Origin of the sequence: Parasphingomonas frigoris (genome assembly GCF_036663815.1) — a bacterium.
In the GTDB taxonomy this organism is placed as follows: domain Bacteria; phylum Pseudomonadota; class Alphaproteobacteria; order Sphingomonadales; family Sphingomonadaceae; genus Sphingomonas.
This window is the reverse complement of record NZ_JAXOJQ010000003.1, coordinates 333,931-354,316: the sequence shown is the minus strand read 5'-3', so window position 1 is coordinate 354,316 and position 20,386 is coordinate 333,931. Positions and strand designations below refer to the sequence as shown.

The 20,386-nt window shown below is 67.0% G+C and carries 19 protein-coding genes and 1 riboswitch; of the genes, 11 read left to right on the top strand and 8 right to left on the bottom strand.

Translation table 11 applies throughout. The features are described from left to right. Window positions 1–44 precede the first annotated feature (44 nt). Together U1872_RS11950 and U1872_RS11945 are read right to left on the bottom strand one after the other, a co-directional pair. Window positions 45–518: a hypothetical protein gene (locus tag U1872_RS11950; protein WP_332793119.1), complete on the bottom strand. Its 474-nt coding sequence runs from the start codon at window positions 516–518 to the stop codon at window positions 45–47. Continuing rightward, window positions 518–1,186: a histidine phosphatase family protein gene (locus tag U1872_RS11945; protein ID WP_332793118.1), complete on the bottom strand. Its 669-nt coding sequence runs from the start codon at window positions 1,184–1,186 to the stop codon at window positions 518–520. The genes U1872_RS11950 and U1872_RS11945 overlap by 1 nt, the downstream gene beginning before the upstream one ends. Window positions 1,187–1,323: 137 nt before the next feature. Here U1872_RS11945 and U1872_RS11940 point away from each other — a divergent pair, with 137 nt between their 5' ends. The 9 genes from U1872_RS11940 (at window position 1,324) to U1872_RS11900 (ending at window position 10,827) form a co-directional block, all read left to right on the top strand. Further along, the gene (locus U1872_RS11940; protein WP_332793117.1) at window positions 1,324–2,001 is read left to right on the top strand and encodes an outer membrane protein; all 678 of its coding nucleotides are present in this window, start codon (window positions 1,324–1,326) and stop codon (window positions 1,999–2,001) included. 160 nt (window positions 2,002–2,161) lie between these two features. After that, window positions 2,162–3,289: a DNA polymerase III subunit beta gene (gene dnaN, locus U1872_RS11935; protein WP_332793116.1), complete on the top strand. Its 1,128-nt coding sequence runs from the start codon at window positions 2,162–2,164 to the stop codon at window positions 3,287–3,289. 81 nt (window positions 3,290–3,370) lie between these two features. Further along, window positions 3,371–4,159 (top strand): Coq4 family protein, encoded by a 789-nt coding sequence (locus tag U1872_RS11930; protein WP_332793115.1) that lies wholly within the window; start codon window positions 3,371–3,373, stop codon window positions 4,157–4,159. A gap of 58 nt (window positions 4,160–4,217) precedes the next feature. Beyond that, complete coding sequence (gene recF / locus U1872_RS11925) at window positions 4,218–5,267, top strand: DNA replication/repair protein RecF (RefSeq protein ID WP_332793114.1); 1,050 nt, start codon at window positions 4,218–4,220, stop codon at window positions 5,265–5,267. An 85-nt stretch (window positions 5,268–5,352) separates the two neighbouring features. Next, window positions 5,353–6,129 (top strand): OmpA family protein, encoded by a 777-nt coding sequence (locus U1872_RS11920; protein ID WP_332793113.1) that lies wholly within the window; start codon window positions 5,353–5,355, stop codon window positions 6,127–6,129. Between the two features lie 203 nt (window positions 6,130–6,332). Further along, complete coding sequence (locus U1872_RS11915; protein ID WP_332793112.1) at window positions 6,333–6,584, top strand: hypothetical protein; 252 nt, start codon at window positions 6,333–6,335, stop codon at window positions 6,582–6,584. Continuing rightward, on the top strand, window positions 6,577–7,416 hold the full coding sequence (locus U1872_RS11910) for an SPFH domain-containing protein (protein WP_332793111.1): 840 nt from the start codon (window positions 6,577–6,579) through the stop codon (window positions 7,414–7,416). The genes U1872_RS11915 and U1872_RS11910 overlap by 8 nt, the downstream gene beginning before the upstream one ends. Before the next feature lie 85 nt (window positions 7,417–7,501). Then, window positions 7,502–10,018 carry a DNA topoisomerase (ATP-hydrolyzing) subunit B gene (gene gyrB / locus U1872_RS11905; protein ID WP_189676450.1) on the top strand — a complete coding sequence of 839 codons (2,517 nt, stop codon included), beginning with the start codon at window positions 7,502–7,504 and terminating at the stop codon, window positions 10,016–10,018. Between the two features lie 26 nt (window positions 10,019–10,044). Further along, window positions 10,045–10,827: a class I SAM-dependent methyltransferase gene (locus tag U1872_RS11900; RefSeq protein WP_332793110.1), complete on the top strand. Its 783-nt coding sequence runs from the start codon at window positions 10,045–10,047 to the stop codon at window positions 10,825–10,827. Window positions 10,828–10,895: 68 nt separating this feature from the next. Here the strand turns inward: U1872_RS11900 and thiC are convergent, their stop codons facing one another. From thiC to U1872_RS11870, 6 genes are all read right to left on the bottom strand, one after another. After that, entirely contained in the window at window positions 10,896–12,818 is a 1,923-nt protein-coding gene (gene thiC / locus U1872_RS11895; protein WP_332793109.1) for a phosphomethylpyrimidine synthase ThiC, read from the bottom strand. Between the two features lie 41 nt (window positions 12,819–12,859). Further along, window positions 12,860–12,970, bottom strand: a riboswitch (TPP riboswitch). 87 nt (window positions 12,971–13,057) lie between these two features. After that, window positions 13,058–14,104, bottom strand: a complete 1,047-nt coding sequence (locus U1872_RS11890) for a ferritin-like domain-containing protein (protein ID WP_332793108.1) — start codon at window positions 14,102–14,104, stop codon at window positions 13,058–13,060. A 42-nt stretch (window positions 14,105–14,146) separates the two neighbouring features. Next, complete coding sequence (locus tag U1872_RS11885) at window positions 14,147–15,232, bottom strand: ferritin-like domain-containing protein (RefSeq protein WP_332793107.1); 1,086 nt, start codon at window positions 15,230–15,232, stop codon at window positions 14,147–14,149. Between the two features lie 190 nt (window positions 15,233–15,422). Continuing rightward, entirely contained in the window at window positions 15,423–16,259 is an 837-nt protein-coding gene (locus U1872_RS11880; protein WP_443025388.1) for a MipA/OmpV family protein, read from the bottom strand. A gap of 107 nt (window positions 16,260–16,366) precedes the next feature. Continuing rightward, window positions 16,367–16,804 (bottom strand): DUF2141 domain-containing protein, encoded by a 438-nt coding sequence (locus tag U1872_RS11875; protein ID WP_332793105.1) that lies wholly within the window; start codon window positions 16,802–16,804, stop codon window positions 16,367–16,369. Further along, a complete protein-coding gene (locus U1872_RS11870) occupies window positions 16,728–17,525 on the bottom strand; it encodes a sterol desaturase family protein (RefSeq protein ID WP_332793104.1) in 798 nt (265 codons plus the stop codon). Before U1872_RS11870 ends, U1872_RS11875 begins: the two co-directional genes overlap by 77 nt. A gap of 115 nt (window positions 17,526–17,640) precedes the next feature. Here U1872_RS11870 and crtY point away from each other — a divergent pair, with 115 nt between their 5' ends. Beyond that, window positions 17,641–18,843 carry a lycopene beta-cyclase CrtY gene (crtY, locus tag U1872_RS11865; protein ID WP_332793103.1) on the top strand — a complete coding sequence of 401 codons (1,203 nt, stop codon included), beginning with the start codon at window positions 17,641–17,643 and terminating at the stop codon, window positions 18,841–18,843. Continuing rightward, the gene (locus U1872_RS11860) at window positions 18,840–20,345 is read left to right on the top strand and encodes a phytoene desaturase (protein WP_332793102.1); all 1,506 of its coding nucleotides are present in this window, start codon (window positions 18,840–18,842) and stop codon (window positions 20,343–20,345) included. The genes crtY and U1872_RS11860 overlap by 4 nt, the downstream gene beginning before the upstream one ends. Window positions 20,346–20,386 lie beyond the last annotated feature (41 nt).

Sequence of the window (20,386 nt, the reverse complement as noted above, 5' to 3'; positions counted from 1 at the left end):
TTGAGCCGCGACAGCGATCCGCCCGTGCAGGTGGCGTGGGCGCATCACCGCGCGACACACCCCAACGCCGCGGCATCGATCGCGGTCGCCGCGCCACGCAACGTATAGACGTCGGCGAACGGCGTGCCGGTCCGCGCAAGCGTCTCGACGCTCATGCTGCGGCTCGACCGGATCGCCGCGACGATCGCGGCGTCGGTGCGCGAATCGGGTGCCCAGGCGTCGGCGCTGCCCGCGACCAGCTCGAAGCGGCGCTCGCCGACCGAGAGCGTGACGCGCGACTGCGGATTGCGCTCGCGGCTGAGGCGGATGTGCAACTGGTTGCGGACCCCCTGGCCCGGCCAGGTGGAGACACTGGCGAACGGCCGCCAGCGCGAGGCGCCACCGGCCTGCGCTGGCTGCGCGATCGCGTAGCAGCGTTGCGGAAGATCGCTGAACGCGCCCCAGCGATCGAAGATGCCGAGCGAGTCGCGCGCCGCCGCCGGGCTCGCGAGCAGCAGCGCGAGGGCTCCCCAGCGCATCACGCTGGCGCGTGTCCCGCGCCGCGGTGGACGACCGACTCGACGCCCTGCTCGATCAACACCACCGATCCTTGCGGCAAACCCGGCGCCGCGGGCGCTCCGAAACCGGCCAGATCGGGCGCACCGGTCATCACGCCGCGCAGAACGCGGCTCGAAATTCCGTGCATGATGACGAGCCGGTCGCCGGAATCGCCGTCGGTGTCGGACAGCCATCCTGACACACGCGCCACAATTTCGGGATAGGTTTCGCCATCTTCTGCCGGGAAGAGCAGCCCATGCTCGCGATCGACGACCTTGGCGCCCTCCGCCGCGAGGGCGGCATAATAGCGCCCGCCCCAACTTCCCGTGCCGATCTCGACCAGCCGCGGGTCCGTCCGCGCGGCGTGCCAGTCGAGCTCGAGATGCTCGGCGATCACCGCCAGAGTCTGCAGCGCGCGCCCGGTCGGCGAGGCCCATAAGGTGAGCGCCGGCCGCGCCCCCAGTTGCGCGCGCAACGCCCGTCCCATTTCGTCGGCCTGCGCGAAACCGGCGCGCGTCAGCGGGGTGTGCGGATGGTCGCCCTGCAGCCGCCCGGCGGCATTGAATACCGTCTCGCCATGTCGCGCGATGAAATCCCGCCCTGCTCTTTTGGGGCCGCTTCGTGGTCGCAATGGGGCGTTGGATTCCATGGCCCGGCTTTCAACCCCGTGTGGCGCAAAAGCAACGGTTTTCCTTGTTGTCTGAGGTTCATGCAACTCCCGTCGCCGCCGCCTATTTGAGCATCCCCACCAGGGATCGGTGGATGTGTACCAACGGAGTTACCCCAATGCGCAAGATCGCTCTCACCGCTGCAACCGCAGCCCTCACGCTCGGCCTGGCCGCCCCCGCCTTCGCCCAGGACGGCCCGCCGCCGTCGCGTGACGATGCAACCTTCACCGGTCCCCGCGCCGGCGTCATCCTCGGCTATGACAAGCTCCAGCCGGGCCGCGGTCCGAACTCGGACATCGGCAGCGACCGCAAGGCCGACGGCCTCACCTACGGTGGCGACATCGGCTATGACGCGGCGTTCCACGGCGTCGTGATCGGCGTCGAAGGCGAAATCACCGGCTCGACCGCCAACGTCAGCAACGCTCCGGCCAGCGCCGGCGCGCTCGGCTATGGCCGCGTCAAGGAAGGCCGCGATCTCTATGCCGGCGCCCGCCTCGGCTATGTCGTCGCCCCCAAGACGATGATCTATGCCAAGGGCGGCTACACCAACGCGCGGCTCGACTTGACCGCGAACGACGGCACGACCACGACCGGCAACCACTACAACCTCGACGGCTACCGCGTCGGCGCCGGTGTCGAGCAGAAGATCGGCAACACCACCTACGCCAAGGTCGAATATCGCTATTCCAACTATGGCGATGCGCGCCTGGAATATGCCAACGGCGCGAACACCAACAATTTCGACGTCAACACCGACCGCCATCAGGTCGTCGTTGGCCTGGGTGTCCGTTTCTGATCCAGAACGGCAAGATTTTGCCGGCTGATGAAGGGGGTCGGAGCGCTTGCTCCGGCCCCTTTTATGTTTAAGGAAAGGGATACGGCGTATTGCCCCCGGATGTGCTGAAAACGCACAGATTCGGTGGGAAGATTGGGCGAATTCGGCCCGGGGGAACGACATGAAGGCGACGATCGAACGCGCGACCCTGTTGAAGGGCCTCAGCCACGTCCAGTCGGTGGTCGAGCGGCGCAATACCATTCCAATCCTGTCGAACGTGCTGATCGAGGCGACGGCCGAGGGTGGCCTCAAGCTGATGGCGACCGATCTCGACCTGCAGATCAATGAGACGATCGCCGCCGCGGTCGACCAGCCCGGCGCGACGACGGTGTCGGCGCACACGCTGTTCGACATCTGCCGCAAGCTGCCCGAAGGCAGCCAGGTGTCGCTCGCCGCGGCCGAGGGCAAGCTCACCATCATGGCGGGCCGCGCGAAATTCCAGCTCGGCACACTGCCGCGCGACGACTTCCCGGTGATCGCCGAGGGCGAGCTGCCCGTGTCGTTCGAACTGCCCGCCGAGACGCTCAAGCAGATCATCGACAAGACGCGCTTCGCGATCTCGACCGAGGAAACGCGCTACTATCTCAACGGCATCTTCTGGCACGTCTCGGACGATAGCGGCGCCGGCGGGGCGGGCCCCGTGCTGAAAGCCGCCGCGACCGACGGTCACCGCCTCGCGCGCGTGACGATGCCGCGCCCCGATGGCGCCGAGGGCATGCCCGACGTGATCATCCCGCGGAAGTGCATCGCCGAGCTGCGCAAGCTGCTCGACGAGGTCGACGGCTCGGTCGGCGTGTCGCTGTCGCCGACCAAGATCCGGTTCGATCTCGGCCAGGCGCTGCTGACCTCGAAGCTGATCGACGGCACCTTCCCCGATTACAGCCGCGTCATCCCGACCGGCAACGACAAGATCCTCAAGATCGATCCGCGCAGCTTCGAAGAGGGCGTCGACCGCGTCTCGACGATCGCCACCGAGAAGACGCGCGCGGTCAAGATGACGCTCGATCGCGACAAGATCATCCTGTCGGTGACCTCGCCCGAAAACGGCACCGCGGCGGAAGAAGTGCCCGGCGACTATGTCGCATTGGGCTTCGAGATCGGCTTCAACAGCCGCTATCTGCTCGACATTCTCGGCCAGCTCGACGGCGACACGATCGAGGTCCACCTCGCCGACGCCGCCGCGCCGACGCTGATCCGCGAGAATGACAAGTCGGCCGCGCTCTACGTGCTGATGCCGATGCGCGTCTGAGCGGCGAGCGGTCCGCGCGCCCGGCTTGACCGATCGCGCGGGCGTCTTTATTGACAGCAGTGTCAGTAAGGAGTCGAGTCGATGGCCAAGCTTCCCGCTTTTCCCGGCACGAGCGGTCGCCGCGATTGGCGCACCGCCTTCGACGCGATCCGCAAGTTGATGGCGGATGGCGACGACACGACGCAGGTCTTCCGCATCATGCGCGCGCTCAACGTCGGCAATGCACCGATGAACTATGCGCGGCTGATCGCGACCGCCGAGGGCGGGCGGCTGGCGTGCGAGCAGGTCGAGCTCGCCGAGCGGCTGTCCGATCCGGCGTTCGTCGCGCAGTTCGCGCCGGGCACCGTCGGCGCGGCTTATCGCCACTTCCTCGAGACGACCGGCTATTCCGCCGACGGGCTGGTGCAGGTCAGCCAGGTGATCAGCGAGGATCAGGTCCGCCATCCCTATGCCTGGTTCGGGCGCCGTGTCCGCGACACGCACGACATCTGGCATGTGCTGACCGGCTATCAGGCTGACGAGAGCCTGGGCGAGGCGTGCCTCGTCGCCTTTTCCTATGCGCAGGTCGGTGGCCTCGGCTGGGCGTTCATCGGCGGTGCGGCAGCGCTCAAGAGCCTGCGCGTGACACGCGGGACGCTGTTCGCCCGCGCCGTGTGGGAAGGCTATCGCAACGGCCGGCGCGCGCGCTGGATCTCGGGCGAGGACTATCAGCGCCTGCTTGCCGAACCGCTCGCCGCGGCGCGGTCGCGCCTGCGGATCGCGACGCCGACCGCCTATCTGACCGCGCAACGCGAGCTCGGCCCGGCGATGGCTTCCTATCTCAGCGCGCGCCGCGATGCCGCCGCGCCGGCCGAGCGTCTCGCCGCCTAGCCGCGCCCATGACAAAAGGCGGGTGGCGTCGCGCCAAAACCGGCTAAGGCGCTGAGCAATGCTGACGCGCCTGATCCTGAGTGACTTTCGCAACCACCGCGACCTGACGATCGCCGCCGCCCCCGGCTTCGTCGTGCTGACCGGCGAGAATGGTGCGGGCAAGACCAACGTGCTCGAGGCGGTATCCCTGCTCTCGCCCGGCCGCGGGCTGCGGCGTGCGGCGCTGGGCGAGATGGCGCGGCAAGGCGGCAGCGGCGGCTTCGGCGTTGCCGCGGACCTGATCGGCGACGTCGCGATCGCCACCGGCACCCAGCCCGCCGCACCCGAACGCCGCATCGTCCGCGTCCAGGGATCGCCCGTCGCGGCGACCGCGCTCGCCGAATGGCTGACGGTGCTGTGGCTCACGCCAGCGATGGACCGGCTGTTCGTCGAGCCCGCCGGCGAGCGGCGGCGCTTTCTCGATCGGCTCACGCTCGCGCTCGCGCCCGGCCATGCGGTCCATGCCAATCGCTACGAAGCGGCGATGCGCGCGCGCAATCGCCTGCTCGCCGACGATCTGCCGCCCGATCGCGACTGGCTCACCGCGCTCGAGGCGCAGATGGCCGAGCATGGCGTCGCGATCGACACCGCGCGCCGCGAGACCGTCTCCGCGCTCGCCGAACGGCTTGCCGCGCAGGTCGACGGCCCGTTCGCGCGTGCGGGACTCGCGCTCGAAGGCTGGACCGGCGGCGGCGCAACGCTCGCCGCTGACCTGGCGAACGGACGCGGGCGTGATGCTGCGGCCGGCCGCGCGCTGGTCGGGCCGCATCGCAGCGATCTCGTGGTCACGCATCTCGGCAAGCAGCAGGCGGCCGGGCTGTGCTCGACCGGCGAGCAGAAGGCGCTGCTGCTCGGGCTGATCCTCGCCCATGCCGATCTCGTCGCCGAGCGCACCGGCAGCCCGCCAGTACTGCTGCTCGACGAGGTCGCCGCGCATCTCGATCCGGTGCGTCGCGCAGCGCTGTTCGAGCGACTCGCCGGCAAGGGCCAGGTGTGGATGACCGGGACCGAGGATGCGCTGTTCGCCGATCTCGGCGCGCCGGCGGTGCGCTTGACGCTCGGCGGCTGAACCGCGCCTGTCAGCGGAACTCACGCGGCGTTCAAGCGCTCGGGGGCATCTGACCTCCCTTGGCGGGGGCCATGGAGAGTATCCGATGACGACATTTCGCAAGACCATTCTCGCCGCAACTGCCGCAGCGATCGCGCTTGGCGCAGGCGTAGCCCCCGCATCCGCGCAGGACCGCTGGGACTGGGGCGGCGGCCGCCACGGTGACCGCGAGTACCGCCTAATCGGCGCTGGCGTGCCAATCCTCTATCCCGAATTGCGCTCGACCAACCGTGGTCGCGCGTTCGTGATGCGCAATTTCGACTATAACCGCGACGGTCGCATCCAGCCGCGCGAGGCCGACGCTGCCAACCGCGCCTTCGCCCAGGTCGCTGGACCGCGCCGCGACCGCTTCGATTGGGAAGCGCGCGATCGTGTCGTCGTCGTCGAGCAGCGCGGCCCGCAGGGCGGCGGCTGGGATCGCGGCGCGATGCGCGGCTACGGCTTCCGCCAGACGTCGCGCGGCGCGATGATGCGGCTCGACGAAGACGTGCTGTTCGCGACGGACAGCGCGGTGCTGCGTCCCGGCGCGATCGACAAGCTGCGCGGGCTCGCCAATTATCTGCGCGCCGAGTCGGGCGTGCGCGTCGCGATCGACGGCTATACCGATTCGCGTGGCACCGATGCGCACAACCAGGCGCTGTCCGAGCGCCGTGCAGATGCGGTGCGCACCGCGTTCGACCAGATGGGCGTGACGCGCGCGCGCTTCTCGGTCGTCGGGCATGGCGAGGCCAATCCGGTCGCGCCCAACACCACGCCGCACGGCATGCGCCAGAACCGCCGCGTCGAGGTCACCCTGCTCGGCCAGCGCGCCGACCGCTTCTGATCCTTTTCCCTCCAACCTGCGGCCCCGGCGATCCTCGCCGGGGCCGTTTTTCATCGTGCAACAGACGCACGCATGATTGCGCCGCGCGGATGCCGATTCCCGTTGTAGCGCTCCCGTAACGAGCAGATATTCCGCCTCGCGCATCAGGCGATGCACTGCGGCCCCGGCATCCTATCGGGGGCGTCCGAAGGCAAACTTCCCTCATGAAATCGCTGGATCTGTGGCTCGTCGGCTTTGGCTTGCGCTGCGCGGGGCTGCTCGTCTGCGAGCTGGCCTGTTTCGGCTTCATCATCCCCACGCTGTTCAACCTGCATAGCGATGCGGCCGATGTCGCCGCCGCGCTGATCGCGCTCGCAGCGCTCGTCGCCGGCTTCCTGTCGGTCACCGCGCTGACGCGCGAATTCACTCTCCTCCTGCTGGACCCAAACGATGACAAGGATAGGGACCATGACTAAACTCGTTCGTTTCGCACCCCTGCTGCTGATCCCGTTGATCGCGATCCTGCCGATGAGTTCGTGCAGTCGCGTCGAGCCGGGGCATGTCGGCATCAAGGTGAGCAATTTCGGCAGCGCGGCGGGGGTCGCCGATCATGCGCTCGGCGTCGGCTGGTATTTCACGCCGTTCGGCACCAACATCTACCAATATCCGATCTACACCTCGACCTATGCCTGGACCAAGTCGACCACCGAACAGACCGGCATCGACGAGGAGTTTCCCTTCCAGGATCGCAATGGCCTGAACCTGTCGGCCGACGTGTCGGTGGCGTATCGCGTCGATCCGGTGAAGGCGCCGATCCTGTTCCAGAAATATCGCATCGACATGGCGGGGATCGTTGCAGGACCTTTGCGCAACGCGGTGCGCAGCGCACTCAACGAGGAAGCCGCCGCGCTCGGGGTCGAGGAAATCTATGGGCCCAAGAAAGCCGCCTTGCTGTCCTTGGTGCAGCGCGACGTCGATCGCTATCTCGAACCGGTCGGGCTGCACGTCGAGCAGCTCTATTGGGCATCGAACATCCGCGTGCCCGATCAGGTGCTCGGACAGATCAACACCAAGATCGCCAACGAACAGGCGGCGCTCGCCGCGCAGGCGAACGTCGCGACCGTGAAGGCCAATGCCGATGCGCGCATCGCGGACGCCGAAGGCAAGGCGAAGTCGTCGCAGATCGAGGGCGACGCACTGCGCGCCAACCCCGAGATCCTGCGCCAGCGCGCGATCGAGAAATGGGACGGCAAGCTGCCGACCTATAGCGCGGGCGGCGGGCAATTGCCGTTCATTGTCGAGAAGTGAGCGCATCCGGCCCGGGAGCGCGAGTCCCGGGCCGGGAAATGCCATTTTGCTTCCGTTTTCCGGCCATCGACCCTATATGCTGGGCATGGCAGAAGACCCAAATACAAATGATTACGGCGCCGACTCGATCAAGGTGCTCAAAGGCCTCGACGCCGTTCGCAAGCGCCCCGGCATGTATATCGGCGATACCGACGACGGCTCGGGCCTCCACCACATGGTGTTCGAGGTTTCCGACAATGCGATCGACGAAGCGCTCGCCGGGCATTGCGACCGGATCGACATCACGCTGAACGCCGACGGCTCGGTCTCGGTCGAGGATAACGGCCGCGGCATCCCGACCGGCATCCACACCGAGGAGGGCGTGTCCGCCGCCGAGGTCATCATGACCCAGCTCCACGCCGGCGGTAAGTTCGAGAACACATCGGACGACAACGCGTACAAGGTTTCGGGCGGTCTCCACGGCGTCGGTGTCTCGGTCGTCAACGCGCTCAGCGAATGGCTCGACCTGACGATCTTCCGCGACGAGCAGGAGCATTACATGCGCTTCGCGTTCGGCGATGCCGTCGCGCCGCTCAAAATCGTCGGCCCGGCGCCGGGCAAGAAGGGGACGCGCGTCACCTTCTTCCCGAGCCCGGCCACCTTCAAGATCACCGAGTTCGACTTCGACAAGCTCGAGCACCGCTACCGCGAGCTCGCCTTCCTCAATTCGGGCGTGCGGCTGTATCTCAACGATGCGCGCCATGCCGATCTCAAGACGGTCGAGCTCTATTACGAGGGCGGGATCGCCGCGTTCGTGAAGTATCTCGATCGCAACAAGGTGCCGCTCATGCCCGAGCCGGTGGCGATTTCCGGCACGCGCGACGACGTGACGATCGACGTCGCGCTCGAGTGGAACGATTCGTATTACGAGAACGTCCTCGCCTTCACCAACAACATCCCGCAGCGCGACGGCGGCACGCACATGGCGGCGTTCCGCGCGGCGATGACGCGCACGCTCAACAATTATGCCGAGAAGTCGGGGCTCCTCAAGAAGGAGAAGGTCACGCTGACCGGCGACGACATGCGCGAGGGGCTCACCGCGATCGTCTCGGTCAAGTTGCCCGATCCGAAGTTCAGCTCGCAGACCAAGGACAAGCTCGTCTCGTCCGAAGTCCGCCAGCCGCTCGAGTCACTGATGGCCGACAAGCTCGCCGAATGGCTCGAGGAAAACCCTGCGCACGGCAAGGCGATCGTCGCCAAGATCATCGACGCTGCCGCCGCACGCGAAGCCGCCAAGAAGGCGCGCGAGCTGACGCGGCGCAAGGGCGTGATGGACATCGCCTCGCTGCCGGGCAAGCTCGCCGACTGCCAGGAGCGCGATCCCGCCAAGTCCGAACTGTTCCTGGTCGAGGGTGACTCGGCCGGCGGTTCGGCCAAGCAGGGGCGCGATCGCCACTTCCAGGCGATCTTGCCGCTGCGCGGGAAAATCCTCAACGTCGAGCGCGCGCGCTTCGACCGGATGCTGTCGTCGAAGGAGATCGGCACGCTGATCCAGGCGATGGGCACCGGCATCGGCCGCGACGATTTCAACGTGGAAAAGCTGCGCTACCACAAGATCGTCATCATGACCGACGCAGACGTCGACGGCGCGCATATCCGCACGCTGCTGCTGACCTTCTTCTACCGCCAGATGCCCGAGATCATCACCGGCGGGCATCTCTACATCGCGCAGCCGCCGCTCTACAAAGCGACGCGCGGGCGGTCGGAAGTGTATCTCAAGGACGACAGCGCGCTCGACGAATATCTCGTCGAGGCGGGCGTCGCCGGCACCGTGCTCGAGGGCGTGCAGGGCGGTTCGCGCTCGGGCCAGGATCTGCGGATGCTGGTCGACCATGCGCGGCGGATGCGCACGCTGATGCGCTACATCCCGCGGCGCTACGATCCGACGATCGTCGAGGCACTGGCGATGGGTGGTGCGCTCGATCCGGCGCTCGATCTCGAGGCGCGGCGTGAAGTCGTCGTGCAGGTCGTGCGCGGGCTCGATGCCGGCGATCCCGAGGCGCGCTGGTCGGCGCGGCTCGCCGAGGATGGCGGCTTCCATGTCGAGCGCGTGTGGCGCGGCGTGACCGATCATCACATCATCGAAGGCGCGTTCCTCGGCTCGGCCGAGGCGCGGAAGCTCCACGGCCTCGCGGTCGAGCAGCAGGAAGCCTACGAACAGACCGCACGGATCGTGTCGTCCAAGGCCGCCGCCGCCGCGCAGGCCGAAGCCGATGCGGCCGAGGATGAAACCGCCGCAACCGAGGCGCCCGCGCAGGCGCCGGTGGCGACCGCTGCCAAGGGGTCGACGATGGTCGCACGGCCGTCGCAGCTGCTCGATGCGATCCTCGCTGCGGGCCGCAAGGGTCTGGCGATCCAGCGCTACAAGGGGCTGGGCGAAATGAATGCCGAGCAATTGTGGGAGACGACGCTCGATCCGCAGGTCCGCTCGATGCTCCGCGTCGAGATCGAACAGGCCGATGTCGCCGACGAGATCTTCACCCGGCTGATGGGCGACGTGGTCGAGCCGCGCCGCGAATTCATCCAGGAGAATGCGCTGAACGTCGCCAATCTGGACGTCTGATATCTGAACCAAGGGGGAGACCGGGCATGCGGGCATTTCTGACGAGCGTAGCGGTAACGGCATTGATCGTGACGGGGGGCGTTTCGGCAGCAGGCGCCGCGGGAGTGCCGGCCTCCACCCACAGTGTAAAGCAGTCCGAGAGGGCCGTTGCCGCCGGGCTCGCCAACGCCGCGCGTGCAGACCAGGCGGGTGACGACGCCCGCCGCAAGGCTGCCGAAGTGCTCACCTTCTCGGGCGTGGGCCCGGGTGACGAAGTGCTCGATCTGCTGCCGGGCAACGGCTATTGGACGCGGATCTTCTCAGGCGTCGTCGGCAAGACCGGGCATGTCTATGCGGTGTGGCCGGCAGCGGCGGCGAAATATGCCACCAAGGCGGCGCCCGCGCTCGAGGAACGACACCTGTCCAACGTCACGACGCGCGTGCTCGGCGGAAGCGGGATCGTCGCCGCGTCCGAGCCGGTCGACCTCGTCTGGACCGTGCAGAATTACCATGACGTCGCCAATGACGGCGGCGGCGAAGCGGCGCTCGACCGGCTCAATGCCGAGGCTTTGCGCGCGCTGAAACCCGGCGGCACCTATGTCGTGATCGACCATGCCGACGCCGCCGGCACCGGCCTCGCCGGGACCGCGACGACGCACCGGATCGACCCGGCCGTGGTCAAGGCGCAGGTCGTCAAGGCGGGCTTCGTCTTCGTCGGCGAGAGCGACGTGCTGCGCAATCCGGCCGACGATCACACCGCCAAGGTGTTCGACCCGGCGATCCGCGGCAAGACCGACCAGTTCGTCTTCAAGTTCCGCAAACCGCGCTGATCGGCGCGGGCGCGGACACAGAAAGGCCGCCCGGACATCGTCCGGGCGGCCTTTTTGATGCGGTGCGCTTACTCGGCGGCGGGCAGATAGAGCTCGCTGCCCTTCTCCTTGAACACCTCGCTCATCGCCGCCATCCCCGCCTCGGCATCGGCATGCGTCGTGCCCTTGGCGAAGGCGGCACGGTCCGCGTCGGCGACCTGCGCGCTACCGGCGGCGAGGAAGCTGTCGGCCGGGCCATTCTGCTTGGCGGCGAAATCGCGGACTTCCTGCGTGATCTTCATCGAGCAGAATTTCGGCCCGCACATCGAGCAGAAATGCGCAGTCTTGGCGCCCTCGGCCGGGAGCGTCTCGTCATGATATTGCTCGGCGGTATCGGGATCGAGCGACAGGTTGAACTGGTCGCGCCAGCGGAATTCGAAGCGCGCGCGGCTGACCGCATCGTCGCGCATCTTGGCGGCCGGGTGCCCCTTGGCGAGATCGGCGGCATGCGCGGCGAGCTTGTAGGTCACCACGCCGACCTTGACGTCGTCGCGGTCGGGCAGGCCCAGATGCTCCTTGGGCGTGACGTAGCAGAGCATCGCCGTGCCATACCAACCGATCATCGCCGCACCGATGCCGCTGGTGATGTGGTCGTAACCCGGCGCGATGTCGGTGGTGAGCGGCCCCAATGTGTAGAAGGGCGCCTCGCCGCAGACCTCGAGCTGTTTGTCCATATTTTCCTTGATCTTGTGCATCGGCACATGGCCGGGGCCCTCGATCATCACCTGGACGTCGCTCTTCCACGCGCGGTGGGTGAGCTCGCCGAGCGTGTAGAGCTCGCTGAACTGCGCCTCATCGTTGGCGTCGGCGATCGAGCCGGGGCGCAGGCCGTCGCCGAGCGAGTAGGCGATGTCATACGCCTTCATGATCTCGGTGATCTCGTCGAAGCGCTCGTAGAGGAAGCTCTCCTTGTGGTGGCTGAGGCACCATTTCGCCATGATCGAGCCGCCGCGCGAGACGATCCCGGTGACGCGCTTGGCGGTCATCGGGATGTAGGCGAGCCGCACGCCGGCATGGATCGTGAAATAGTCGACGCCCTGCTCGGCCTGCTCGATCAGCGTGTCGCGGAAGATCTCCCAGGTCAGGTCCTCGGCGACGCCGCCGACCTTCTCGAGCGCCTGGTAGATCGGCACGGTGCCGATCGGCACGGGCGAGTTGCGCATGATCCACTCGCGCGTGTCGTGGATGTTGCGGCCGGTCGACAGGTCCATCACCGTGTCCGCGCCCCAGCGGATCGACCACACCATCTTATCGACTTCCGCCGCGACGTTGCTCGCGACCGCCGAATTGCCGATGTTGGCGTTGATCTTGACCAGGAAATTGCGGCCGATCGCCATCGGCTCGGATTCGGGGTGGTTGATGTTGTTGGGGATGATCGCTCGGCCACGCGCGACCTCGTCACGGACGAATTCGGGGGTCACGTAATCGGGGATCGACGCGCCGAAATCCTGGCCGTCGCGGATCAGCGCTTCCTTGGCCGCCGCGCGCCCGAGATTCTCGCGGATCGCGACATATTCCATTTCGGGCGTGATGATCCCGCGCCGCGCATAGTACATCTGGCTGACGTTGGCGCCGGCCTTGGCGCGCAGCGGACGCTTCACGACGTTGGGATATTGCGGCACGCCGGCCGAGCGGTCGGGTCCGGTCAGGCCGTTATCCTCGGGCTTGATCGCGCGCGCGTCATATTCCTCGACGTCGCCGCGCGCGAGGATCCATTCGCGGCGGAGCTGCGGCAGGCCGACGTTGATGTCGATCGCCGCCTTGGGGTCGGTGTAGGGGCCCGACGTGTCGTAGACGCGCAAGGGCGGCTCGCCGCACGACGGCTCGAGCAGGATCTCGCGCATCGCTACGCCCGCACCGGGAATGTTGGGGGAGGGAACGTGGATCTTGCGGCTGCCACGGATTGCGCCGGTGGTGACGCCGATCTCGGTACGGGCGGGAATGTCGGCCATGCGTTTCGCTCCAAAGTGAGGAGCGAGGACGGTTTCCGAAAGTCCGGCGACCGCTCCCTCCCTCCGCCCGTGCTAACGGGATCAGGTTGATACGGGTCGAGGGCTCGTGCCCTCCTCTCAGCCGCCGATCAGCAGCCCCCCGGGGAATATTGCGTTCTAGGCGTCCGCGGCGACAAAGGAAAGCCGCCGTAGACGTCGTTCGATGCGTCCGCGGCGGCAAGGCCACCGCGGACAGGCGATCATGCGCTGGCGGCGCTGGTCTTGATGTTGCCGTTGAGGCCGTTCGGGAAGAATCCCCCGCCGACGACAGCATTGCTATTGAGATAGACGATATTGAGCACCTGGCCTGCGGTGCGGCCATAGACCAGACCGTTGCCGTCGACCGGCACGAGGTTCGACGTCACCGCATCGCCGACGATGCCCTGATCGTCGTCGACCGAGCCGTCGAGCCGGTCGCGCGCATCGCTGATCAGCCCCGCCTGGACGCGCAGATTGGGGAGCGTCAGCCCCTTGCTGTAGAGCACGGTCCGGATCAGGCCGGCATGATAGGCCTCGGTCGCGAGGATCCCGGCTGCGGCGTCGAGCAGCAGCACGGTGTTGATCTGCGACGCGGCGGCCTTGTACGCGGTCACCCCGACGTCTTCGAAGACGAACGCGCCGAGCAGGAAATTCTCGTCGCTGGCGTAAGGGTCGAACGTGCCGTTGACCGAATCGACCGCGCCGCTGGCGTTGGTCGCGATCCCAGCCGCCCGGCCAAGTGCAGTGAACGCGCCGCTCGCGCCGCCGTCGATGTTGATCGCGGGCTGCGCCACCGCTGCCGGCCCCAGCGCCGAGCGCAGGAAGGCGACGTGCGAAATCTCGTCATTCGCGATCTCGGTCGCATATTGCTGGACGATCGGATCGGTGAAATTGACCTTGCGCCCGCCGGTGACCGCCCCCTGCACGGTCTGGTTGCCGTCGCCCTTGGCGAGCAACGCGTTGGGCAGCCCCGCACCGGTGACCGCGAAGCTGTAGAATTGCGCCTCGAGATATTCGAGGTTGAGCGCGAAGTTGAGGGTGTCCTGGTCCTTCAGCGTGTCGGTCGAGCTCGGGCTCGGCGTCGCGGTGGCGGTGGCCGTCGCGCCAGGGTCGGTGCTGCTCGAGCCGCTGCCGCTGCAGGCAGACACCAGCGAGGCGCCGCCGACCGCGAGCGTCGCGACGCCGGCACTGCGCAGGAAATTGCGGCGTTCGGCGCGGCGGCGTTCGCTCGCGTCGAGGACCTGCAGGAGGATGTCGGTATCGATCACTGGGGGAACTCCCGTTCGGGCATTCTGGACTACAGAATCGGATTAGTTGGCGGTGCTCGTGGCGTACGTGCCGTTGAGACCGTTCGGGAAGAACCCGCCTTTGCTCACCGCCGCGCTGTTGAGATAGACGATGTTGAGGACGTTGCCGATCGCGCGGCCGTAGACGAGCCCTTCGGGCCCGGTCGGCACGATGTTCGACGCGGTCAGGCCGACCAGCGCCGGGGCATTGGCCGACAGCTGCGTGCCCGCCGTCACCGCCGTCCCAGGTGCGACGAACTTGACCGGCGAAATGCCCTGATCGTCGTCGACCAGCCCGTCGAGCTTGTCGCGCGCGTCCGAGATCGCGTCGGCCGAGGTGCGCAGCGACGGCGTCGCCAGCCCCTTGCTATAGAGCACGGTGCGGATGATCGAGGCGTGATACGCCTCGGCGGCGAGGATGCCGGCGGCGGCATCGAGATAGGTCTTGGTGGTGATCGCCTGCGCCGCGCCCTTGTAGGCGGTCACGCCGACGTCTTCGAACAGATAGGCCGCGAGCAGGAAATTCTCGTCGCTGGCGTAAGGATCGAAGGTGCCGTTGGTATTGTCGATCGCGCCGCTGGCATTGGTCGCGAGCCCCGCCGCCCGCGCAGCGATGGTGAACGCGCTGGTCGCAGTGCTGCCGATATCGATCGCGGGCATGGCGACCGCCGCGGTGCCGAGCTGCGCGCGCAGGAAGGCGACATGCTGCGTCTCGTCGCCGGCGATCTCGCGCGCATATTGCGCGACGAGCGGGTCCCGGAAGCTGACCTGGCGACCGCCGGTGACGGCGCCCTGCGTCGTCGTGCTGGCGCTGCCCGGCGTCAGCTGGCTGTTGGGCAGGCCGGTGCCGAACACTGCGAACGAATAGAATTGCGCCTCGAGATATTCGAGGTTGAGCGCGAAGTTGAGGATCGCGGCGTCGCTGGTCGCGTCGGCCGACGCGCTGCTGCCGATCGCGACCGCGGCGGCACCCGCCGCGACGACCGCGCCGGCGCCGAGCGCGGTGCGGAAGAACTCGCGGCGCTCGCTGCGCCGGTCGGCGCGCGCTTCGAGCTGCGCGATCAGGGCATCGCCATCATGGTCGCCCGCGGATGGAGAGAAATCGGTCATTGGGGCGAACCCTCTTGCTTGAAACGCCAGATTGCGCGGCTGGCGTGGCACCTCGCGCGCCACGACGCAAGCCGAGAATTACCGGTTTACCGCAACTTCGCGCGGTTCCACCGACACGCCGAAGCCCGCCGCCGCACTGCAACCAAGCAGGCGACGACGGGCCTCGCGCGACCGGTGAAACCCGCTCGGATCAGAAGGTGTAGGCGATCCCCGCGGCGCCGAGCCACTGGTTGGGCGACCCCGCGATCCGCACGATCGGGCTGTACGAGAAATCGCCAAGCGAGCGCGAATAGGTGCCCCCTGCGATGACCTTGAAGCCGTGCAGCAGATCGCCGGTCAGCGAATAGGTGGCGAAGCCGCCGACCGAATAGTTCTTCCAGCCCTTGCGCGCATTGTAGGTCGGCAGGCCGCTGGCGAGGCTCTGCGTCGGCGTGATGCTGAAATAGGTGTCGGCATAGCCCTGCCCGACATGCTGCGCCGAAGCGAGGATGCCGACTGCGGCCTTGCGGCTGAGCGGGGTGAGGTAGGTCAGCGACGGCTGCCAGATCTCGCTATTGTGCGCACCGGTCACGCCCTTGCGATAGCTGACCGAGACCGACAGCTTGTCGTACGGGCTGGTGATGATCCCGGTCTTGCCGATCCCGACGTAGCCGCCGAGCTCGAGCGTGGTGCTGCGCTTGCCGAGCGCGCGGACGCGGACGTCGTCGATATTCTTGAGGCTCGAACGATCGAAGTTGATCACGCCGATCGGGCCGAACTGCAGATCGATTTTCTGACCCGGGCGATTGGGGATGAGATCGACGCTGGCGCGATTGCCGATCACCGAGAAGTTGAAGCCGCCGACCGAGCCGATCGCGGCGGGTGCCGGCACGAAGCGATAGTCGTTCGAGCCGTCATAATCGGGCAGGAACGCGCCGGCGACGCCGACCGTCACATTGTCCTTGGCAAGATCAGCGGCGAGCTGATCATTGTCGGCAGGCGCCGGCGACGCGCTCTGCGCATAAGCGGGCGCGGCGCTGGCCAGCATGAGGGCAGCGGCAGAGAGAAGAAAACGACGGTCGATCACGAGCGGCTCCGAATTGCAGAATTTGAGGCCGTAACGCAGGCGCAACGCTTTGGGTCCGCGCGCAGACGTCAGAGTAAGTAATGCATTTTGATCTGTTGCCGATCTGCATCACTTGTCAACGCGAAGCGGGCAGCCGCGAAGCGCGGCGGGCCGAAACTGACGGCGGGATTGCGCGAGAAACCGAAGCCTTCGCGCGGGATCCCGGCAAAGGTGTCGAGCTTCTTGTTGTTGTTCTCGTCATGGATCACCGCCACCGCGTAATCGCCGTGCGGCAGCCCGTCGAAGCGCAGACTGGTCTCCGACGCGGGGATCGACCGCGTGACCGCCTGCGCATCGTCGATGCAGGCCGGGAAATTGTCGGGATCGGCGGTCAGGCAGATCCGCACCATGCCCTTGTGCGAGCGCAGGTTGGTGACGTCGACCGACAGCTCAGTCGTCGCGACCGCGCCCGGCAGCGTCAACAGCAACGCCGCCGCCGCGCCGCTGACGCAGGCGAGCTTGCGCATGGGCCTTGGCAAAATCGCCGACACCCTTGTCGGTGCCGCAAAGCCGATCCCAAAATCGGAAGTAAAGACCATAGTTTCCCCGATACAGCTCGTGGTGCCGTTGGTGATGACTGGCCGTGATCAGCCACCTCCCCAGTGGACCGTTCCACATGAACCGGGGAAAAACTTCCCACCCCATATGATTGGTCACCCCCATAACCGTCATCGTCGCGAGGACCAAGCCGAGGCAGCCGATATGAATGGGAATCACGAACACCAGTAGCGGAATTATCACAGCCCCGCTGATCGCCTCGATCGGATGGAACGCCATCGCCGCCCAGGCAGTCGGCGGTCGGCTGTCATGATGCACCGCATGCGCGAGCTTGAAAAGACGCGGCTGATGCATCCAGCGATGCGTCCAGTAAAACCAGGTGTCGTGCGCGACGAGATAGAGCACAACCGACAGCGGCGCATACCATAAGGGGAAAGCGTGGAGATCGGCATAGATCCGCGTCCAGCCGAGATTCTGCCAGCCCCAGGCAACGACGCCGGCCGGCACGCCGTAGATCAGCGCCGAGGCCAGACTCCAGGCGACCTCGCGGCGGATCTGCGGCGACAGGCCGGTATAGAGGCCGGGATGGCGCGCCCGCGTCGCCGCGGCGAACGCCCCCGAGACGATCAGGTAGCGCACGCCGACGATCAGCGACATGGCGAGCGCCGAGGCGAGAATGGCAAGGACCATGGGGACCATGCCGTGCTGTGTAGCGGCAAAGCGCGGCCCCGTCAGGCAGATTCGCTACGCCCGATGACGGCGGGAGCGCTTGCGCCGTCGCGCTTTTCGGCTATCGCTTGGTAGCATGCCGGCAATCCTCTCCTGCGACATCGCCATCGTCGGTGGCGGGCTGGCCGGTGGCTTGATCGCGCTGGCGCTGGCCAAGCGGCGCCCCGGGCTCGACGTGCGCATCATCGAGCATTCGGACCGCTTCGGCGGCAACCATCTGTGGTCGTTCTTTGCCAGCGACGTCGCCGATGCCGACCGCTGGATCGTCGCGCCGCTCGTCGTGCATAGCTGGCAAAGCTACGACATCGCCTTCCCGGCACATTCGCGCACGCTCGACAGCGCGTATCATTCGATCGAATCCGAACGGCTCGACGCGGTGCTGCGCAGCGAATTGCCCGCCCACGCGCTGATGACCGGGCGCAAGGTGCTCGCCGCGGGCCCGACCGCGGTGGTGTTCGAGGATGGCGACCGGCTCGAAGCCAAGGGCGTGATCGACGCGCGCGGGCCCGGCGATCTCGGGCTGCTCGATCTCGGCTGGCAGAAGTTCGTCGGGATCGAGTTTGCGCTCGATACGCCGCACGGCCTGACCCGCCCGATCGTGATGGACGCGACGGTCGAGCAGATCGACGGCTATCGCTTCGTCTATACGCTGCCGCTGGCGCCGACGCGGCTGTTCGTCGAGGACACCTATTATAGCGACACGCCCGATCTGTACCGTCCCACGCCCGGCAGCGGCAGCAACGCCGATCCGATCGCCGACCGCGTGCGCGCTTATGCCACGGCGCACGGGTGGGACACGCACAGCGTGGTGCGCGAGGAATCGGGCGTGCTGCCGGTGACGATGGGCGGCGATTTCGAGGCCTATTGGCAATCGGGCGGCAACAAGGTCGCCAAGGCGGGGATGCGCGCCGGGCTGTTCCACCCGACGACGGGCTATTCGCTGCCCGACGCGATCCGCATCGCCGCGCTGATCGCCACGGCGAGCGACCTGTCGGGCGCAGGCCTCCACACGCTGACGCACGACTATGCGCGACGGACATGGCAGGCGCGCGGCTTCTACCGTATGCTCGACAGGATGCTGTTTCGCGCCGCCGAACCCGAGGAACGCTATCGCGTCCTCGAACGCTTCTACCGGCTCGACCCGCGCTTGGTGCGGCGCTTTTACGCAGGACGATCGACGATGATGGACAAGGCACGGATCCTGACCGGCAAGCCGCCGGTGCCGATCTCGCGCGCATTGCGCGCGATCGGCGTCCTGCCGGGCGGGGTGAAGGCATGAGCTCGCAACCGCTGCCGATCTCCGGACGTAGCGCGATCGTCATCGGCGCCGGCTTCGGCGGCCTCGCGCTCGCAATCCGCCTGCAGTCCGCCGGGGTGCAGACCACCCTGCTCGAAGCGCGCGACAAGGCCGGCGGGCGCGCCTACGTCTGGGAGAAGGACGGCTTCGTGTTCGACGCCGGCCCAACGGTGATCACCGATCCGCCATGCCTGCAGGAATTGTGGGCGCTGACCGGGCGCGACATGGCCGACGACGTGACGCTCGTGCCCGTGACCCCGTTCTACCGGCTCAACTGGCCCGACGGCACGGTGTTCGATTATTCGAACGACGAGCCCGCGCTCAATGCCGAGATCGCCAAGCTCAACCCCGACGATGTCGCAGGCTATGCCAAGTTCCTCGAATACGCCGCGGGCGTGTACGAAGAGGGCTATCGCAAGCTCGGCCATGTCGCGTTTCTCGACTTCGCCGCGATGATAAAGGCCGCCCCCGCGCTCGCCAAATATCAGGCGTGGCGCTCGGTCTATTCGGTCGTCTCGTCCTACGTGAAGGACGAGCATCTCCGTCAGGCGCTGTCGTTCCACACGCTGCTGGTCGGCGGCAACCCGATGAACACCTCGGCGATCTACGCGCTGATCCACAAGCTCGAAAAAGACGGCGGCGTGTGGTTCGCGATGGGCGGCACGAGCAAGCTGATCGACGCGATGGTGACGCATTTCGAGCGGCTCGGCGGCATATTGCGGCTGAACGATGCAGCGGTCGACATCGCCACGCTCGGCGACCGCGCGACCGGCGTCACCACCGCGAGCGGCTGGCACCAGGATGCCGACATGGTCGCCTGCAATGGCGACGTGATGCACATCTATCGCGACCTGCTCACCTCGTCGCGCAGTGCGCAGCGCACCCGCAAGGCGCTCGTGCGCAAGCGCTTCTCGCCGTCGCTGTTCGTCGTGCATTTCGGGATCACCGGCACCTGGCCCGGCATCCCGCACCACACCATCCTGTTCGGGCCGCGCTACAAGGGTCTGCTCAGCGACATTTACGATCACGGCGTGCTGCCCGAGGATTTCTCGCTCTACCTCCACCACCCGACCGTCACCGACCCGTCGATGGCGCCCGAGGGGATGTCGACCTTTTACGCGCTTGCACCGGTGCCGCACATGGGCAAGTTCCCGGTCGACTGGGACGAGGTCGGGCCGATCCTCGAAAAGCGCATCCTCGACGAGATCGGGCGGCGGCTCATCCCCGACATCCACTCGCGGATCGTGACGAAATTCCATTACGCGCCGAACGATTTCGCGGCGGACCTGAACGCGCATCTCGGCAGCGCCTTCTCGCTCGAGCCGATCCTGACGCAGAGCGCGTGGTTCCGCGTCCACAATCGCGACGACCATATCCCGAACCTTTATTTCGTCGGTGCCGGCACGCATCCGGGCGCGGGGATTCCCGGCGTGGTGGGCAGTGCCAAGGCGACCGCGACGTTGATGCTGGAAGGCGAACGATGAAAACGCAGATTCTCCCCTCCCTGGAAGGGAGGGGCCGGGGG

Bases quoted from the DNA above. Each gene is read 5' to 3' on its own strand.
- U1872_RS11950 (WP_332793119.1), bottom strand. From the start codon at position 518: ATGCGCTGGGGAGCCCTCGCGCTGCTGCTCGCGAGCCCGGCGGCGGCG.
- U1872_RS11945 (WP_332793118.1), bottom strand. From the start codon at position 1,186: ATGGAATCCAACGCCCCATTGCGACCACGAAGCGGCCCCAAAAGAGCA.
- U1872_RS11940 (WP_332793117.1), top strand. From the start codon at position 1,324: ATGCGCAAGATCGCTCTCACCGCTGCAACCGCAGCCCTCACGCTCGGC.
- dnaN (WP_332793116.1), top strand. From the start codon at position 2,162: ATGAAGGCGACGATCGAACGCGCGACCCTGTTGAAGGGCCTCAGCCAC.
- U1872_RS11930 (WP_332793115.1), top strand. From the start codon at position 3,371: ATGGCCAAGCTTCCCGCTTTTCCCGGCACGAGCGGTCGCCGCGATTGG.
- recF (WP_332793114.1), top strand. From the start codon at position 4,218: ATGCTGACGCGCCTGATCCTGAGTGACTTTCGCAACCACCGCGACCTG.
- U1872_RS11920 (WP_332793113.1), top strand. From the start codon at position 5,353: ATGACGACATTTCGCAAGACCATTCTCGCCGCAACTGCCGCAGCGATC.
- U1872_RS11915 (WP_332793112.1), top strand. From the start codon at position 6,333: ATGAAATCGCTGGATCTGTGGCTCGTCGGCTTTGGCTTGCGCTGCGCG.
- U1872_RS11910 (WP_332793111.1), top strand. From the start codon at position 6,577: ATGACTAAACTCGTTCGTTTCGCACCCCTGCTGCTGATCCCGTTGATC.
- gyrB (WP_189676450.1), top strand. From the start codon at position 7,502: ATGGCAGAAGACCCAAATACAAATGATTACGGCGCCGACTCGATCAAG.
- U1872_RS11900 (WP_332793110.1), top strand. From the start codon at position 10,045: ATGCGGGCATTTCTGACGAGCGTAGCGGTAACGGCATTGATCGTGACG.
- thiC (WP_332793109.1), bottom strand. From the start codon at position 12,818: ATGGCCGACATTCCCGCCCGTACCGAGATCGGCGTCACCACCGGCGCA.
- U1872_RS11885 (WP_332793107.1), bottom strand. From the start codon at position 15,232: ATGACCGATTTCTCTCCATCCGCGGGCGACCATGATGGCGATGCCCTG.
- U1872_RS11880 (WP_443025388.1), bottom strand. From the start codon at position 16,259: ATGCTGGCCAGCGCCGCGCCCGCTTATGCGCAGAGCGCGTCGCCGGCG.
- U1872_RS11875 (WP_332793105.1), bottom strand. From the start codon at position 16,804: ATGCGCAAGCTCGCCTGCGTCAGCGGCGCGGCGGCGGCGTTGCTGTTG.
- U1872_RS11870 (WP_332793104.1), bottom strand. From the start codon at position 17,525: ATGGTCCTTGCCATTCTCGCCTCGGCGCTCGCCATGTCGCTGATCGTC.
- crtY (WP_332793103.1), top strand. From the start codon at position 17,641: ATGCCGGCAATCCTCTCCTGCGACATCGCCATCGTCGGTGGCGGGCTG.
- U1872_RS11860 (WP_332793102.1), top strand. From the start codon at position 18,840: ATGAGCTCGCAACCGCTGCCGATCTCCGGACGTAGCGCGATCGTCATC.